The organism is Dietzia sp. DQ11-71, assembly GCF_014144995.1.
Classification (GTDB): Bacteria; Actinomycetota; Actinomycetes; order Mycobacteriales; family Mycobacteriaceae; genus Dietzia; species Dietzia kunjamensis.
The window spans coordinates 1-3,636 of the sequence record NZ_JAALDT010000161.1 but is presented as its reverse complement, the minus strand read 5'-3'; the positions used below and the strand labels follow the sequence as shown (position 1 = coordinate 3,636).

Below are 3,636 nucleotides of genomic sequence, written 5' to 3'. Positions count from 1 at the left end.
CGGCCCGCTCCCTGGCGGCTCCGATAAAGTTACACGGGCCGCGGCGAAAGTACTAATCGCCTGGTCAGAGGCAGTTTCGGCGTTGCGTGCCCGATCTCCGCCCCGTCGACCTCAACGATGGGTGGGCACTCGCTCGATCTCGCCGCCGAGGGACCGGACGTTCCCGACGAAGTCGGAGTATCCCCGGTCGATGTGGAAGACCTCGCAGACCTCGGTGACGTCGTCCGCGCACATGCCGGCCAACACGAGCCCGGCCCCGGCGCGGATGTCGCTCGCCCAGACCGTCGCGGAGTCCAGGCGCTCGCGGCCGACGATCTTGGCGTGGTGACCGTCGGTCTCGGCGGTGACGCCCATGCGGACCATCTCCTCGACGAACCGGAACCGTGCCTCGAAGAGGTTCTCGGTCACCACCGACACCCCCTCGGACACGGAGGCGAGTGCGATCGCCATCGGCTGGAGGTCGGTGGGGAAACCGGGGAAGGGCAGGGTCCGGATGTCCCGGGCCCGCGGCCGGCCCTCCTGGGCGACCCGGATCCAGTCGGGCCCGGTCTCGACGTCGGCACCCACCGCGCGCAGGTTCTCCAGCACCACATGGATGAACATGGGGTCGATGCCGGTGACGGTGACGTCGCCCCGGGTCATCACCGCACCCATGGCCCAGGTGGCCGCGACGATCCGGTCCCCGACCACCCGGTGACTGACCGGCGTCAGCTCATCGACGCCGCGGATGGTGATCGTGCTCGTCCCCGCGCCGCTGATCTGTGCCCCCATCTCGTTGAGCAGGTCGCAGATGTCGACGATCTCCGGCTCGCGCGCGGCGTTCTTGAGAACCGAGGTGCCCTCCGCCAGGACCGCCGCGGTCACGAAGGTCTCGGTCGCGCCGACGGACGGGAAGCTCAACTCGTAGTCCGCGCCCCGGAGCTCGGTCGCGTCGGCGACGAGTCGGCCGTGGTCCATGCGGGTGCGGGCGCCGAGCCGGTTGAGTCCGTTCTGGTGCCAGTTGAGGGGACGGCTTCCGATCGCGTCTCCGCCGGGCATCGCGATCACGGCGCGATGATGGCGGCCGACCAGTGGTCCCAGGATGCACACCGATGCGCGCAGGCGCTGGGCCGCTTTGTCATCGGCCACGTGCCCCAACTCAGCCGGGGTGTCGATCACGACGGTGTCGCCGGAGACCTCGACCGTGCACCCGAGGTGGCGCAGCACATCGGCCATCGCGGGGACGTCGGAGATCGTCGGGCAATTGGTCAGCGTCGTCCGCCCCTCGGCCATGAGCGCCACCGCCATCAGCTTGAGCACGCTGTTCTTGGCGCCTGATACGGAGATCTCGCCGGACAGTCGGGTACCGCCGCGGACGAGGAAGCTCTCCTCGCGGGACGTGGGATTAGCGCTCACGGTTCCACCCTAGGCGAGAGGAGGGAGGGATCCGCTCCAGCCGCGGCCCCGCGGCAGCGTAGGTTGGCCGACATGGCTGTTCACCTGACCAAGATCTATACCCGGACCGGCGACGACGGGTCCACGGGCCTCTCCGATTTCTCGCGCGTGAGCAAGAACGATCCCCGACTGGTGGCGTACGCGGACTGCGACGAGGCCAACGCGGCGATCGGCGTGGCCGTGACGCTCGGAGGCCTGGACGACCGTGTCGTCGCGGTACTGCGGACCGTGCAGAACGACCTCTTCGACGCCGGCGCGGACCTGTCGACGCCGGAGGTCGAGGACCCCAAGTACCCGCCGCTGCGCATCGAGCAGCCCTATATCGATCGCCTCGAGAGCTGGATCGACCAGTTCAACGCCGAGGTGCCGGACCTGACGTCGTTCATTTTGCCGGGCGGGACCCCGGGGGGTGCGTACCTGCACGTCGCCCGTACCGTCACCCGACGGGCGGAGCGTTCGGCATGGGCGGCCGTCGAGGCGCACCCGGAGACGACCTCGGTCCTGCCGGCGAAGTACCTGAACCGGCTGTCGGATCTGCTGTTCGTCCTGGGCCGGGTCGCGAACCCGGAGGGCGACGTCCTGTGGGTGCCCGGCGGGGAGCGCGGCTGACCGGAGCTCAGCGGACGGAGCGCGGCTGACCGGACCGCGACCGGCCGGAGCGGGGTGGGTCAGGGCAGCGCGCCCATGCGGCGTGCTGCGTTGACCGCCTCGAACCGGGTGTGCGCGTCGAGTTTCCGCATCACCGACCGCAGGTAGCTCTTCACCGTCTCGGCACCGATGCCCATGTCGGCGGCGGTCTCGATGTTGGTCTTGCCCTGGGCGACGCACGCCAGCACGTCGAGTTCGCGGCGGGACAACCGCGCGGTGGGCATCTCGGGCGGCGGGGAGACCATCTCGGCGCAGATGCGTTCGAGCTCCACGCGGACGTCCGGGTCCTCGGTGCGTGAGGCGAGCATCCGCAGGCGGGCGTGGGTCTCGCGCATCCGCTCGTTGGACAGCACGTCGTCCCACCGGCCCTCGCCGGAGCCGGGCCCGACCGGGGCGGCGCCGCGGGCCGCCAGTGCGTCGTTGACCGCGATCTCCTGTTCCAGGGCGCGGGCGGTGGCCGCCATCTGGTTGAGGACCTTCTCGCCGAACCGGACCGAGGAGTGGACACCGGCGTAGATCACCGCGCGTACGTCCTTGCCCACCACGACGGGGATGGCGGCCATCGACCGCAGCCCCTCGGAGAGCACCGGGAGGTCGTACTCGTGGGTGATGACCCCGGCCCGCGGGTAGTCCGCCACGCCGACCGGCTTGCCGGTGGCCATGACCCGACCGCCCACGCCGGCCCCGTAGTGGACCTTGAGGTCCTTCATCGCCGAGGTCCGCATCCCGAGGGACTCTGACAGGACCAACGTGTGGCCCTCCCCGACGACACCACCGATCGTCACGGGGATTCCCGTGGCCTCCCGCAGCGCCGCGATCGCGCTACGCACCGAGGCGAGGTCACGCTTGCGTCGCTGGGAGTCCCCGGCGCCGCTCGGGCCGTGGCCGGTGTTGTCCTCGTCCACGAGGTCTCCTCCCTCGTCCGTGCAGCACCCCCGCCGCGGGCGGTTGGCCCCCCTGCCGGTGCGACACTTCGGCGTCGTCAGCGCCACTATACGCACGTAGTCGGGGTGACGCCGAACCAGAACATGAGAGAGGCGTCAGGTCGTCGGGGGTACCGGCCGCAGCTTCGTCCCCGCACCGCGGTCAGGGGGTGAAAGCTGGATCGAATGCCTCCGGATCCTCGGGATCGGCCAACATCGCGGCGACCCCGGTGACGGGCGCCGCGCGCTGTTCGTCGTAGATCCATTCCTCGACGTCGCTGGAGTCCGGGTCGCCGACGAGGTACGGGTGCAGGCCCAGCATGGCCGAGGCGTCGACCGTCTCCCCGGTGTCCAGCACGGCCTCCTCGAGGAAGCGGACCACCTCGTCGTCGTCCATCTCCACGCCGATCACCACCAGACCCTCCGGCCCCTCTCCCCCGGCGCGCAGCTCCAACCGGCGGCCCACCAGAGCCACCTCGTAGCGGCGGGGGCCGTCCGCGCCTGCCAGGGTCAACGTGCCCTTGGCGCGGTAGGCGCCGGCCGGCGGCGCCGAGACCGCGGTGAGGAAGCGGCGCGGGTGCAGGGGACCGGCCGGCGTCACGGTGACAGCCGTGTAGCCGTCATGCAGGTG

General features: G+C 70.8%; 4 protein-coding genes. 1 reads left to right on the top strand and 3 read right to left on the bottom strand.

The features are described from left to right. Positions 1–111: 111 nt before the first annotated feature. Positions 112–1,395, bottom strand: a complete 1,284-nt coding sequence (gene murA, locus G6023_RS06680; RefSeq protein WP_120284445.1) for a UDP-N-acetylglucosamine 1-carboxyvinyltransferase — start codon at positions 1,393–1,395, stop codon at positions 112–114. 72 nt (positions 1,396–1,467) lie between these two features. Between murA and G6023_RS06675 the strand changes: the two genes are divergently transcribed. Beyond that, entirely contained in the window at positions 1,468–2,043 is a 576-nt protein-coding gene (locus G6023_RS06675) for a cob(I)yrinic acid a,c-diamide adenosyltransferase (RefSeq protein ID WP_182634597.1), read from the top strand. A 59-nt stretch (positions 2,044–2,102) separates the two neighbouring features. On the opposite strand, the gene G6023_RS06670 is transcribed toward G6023_RS06675, so the two are convergent. Together G6023_RS06670 and G6023_RS06665 are read right to left on the bottom strand one after the other, a co-directional pair. Continuing rightward, positions 2,103–2,987, bottom strand: coding sequence for a LuxR C-terminal-related transcriptional regulator (locus G6023_RS06670; RefSeq protein WP_069388705.1), 885 nt, complete (start codon positions 2,985–2,987; stop codon positions 2,103–2,105). A gap of 181 nt (positions 2,988–3,168) precedes the next feature. Further along, positions 3,169–3,636: GTP-binding protein (locus G6023_RS06665; RefSeq protein WP_182634595.1), on the bottom strand; the 468-nt coding region annotated here is incomplete at its 5' end.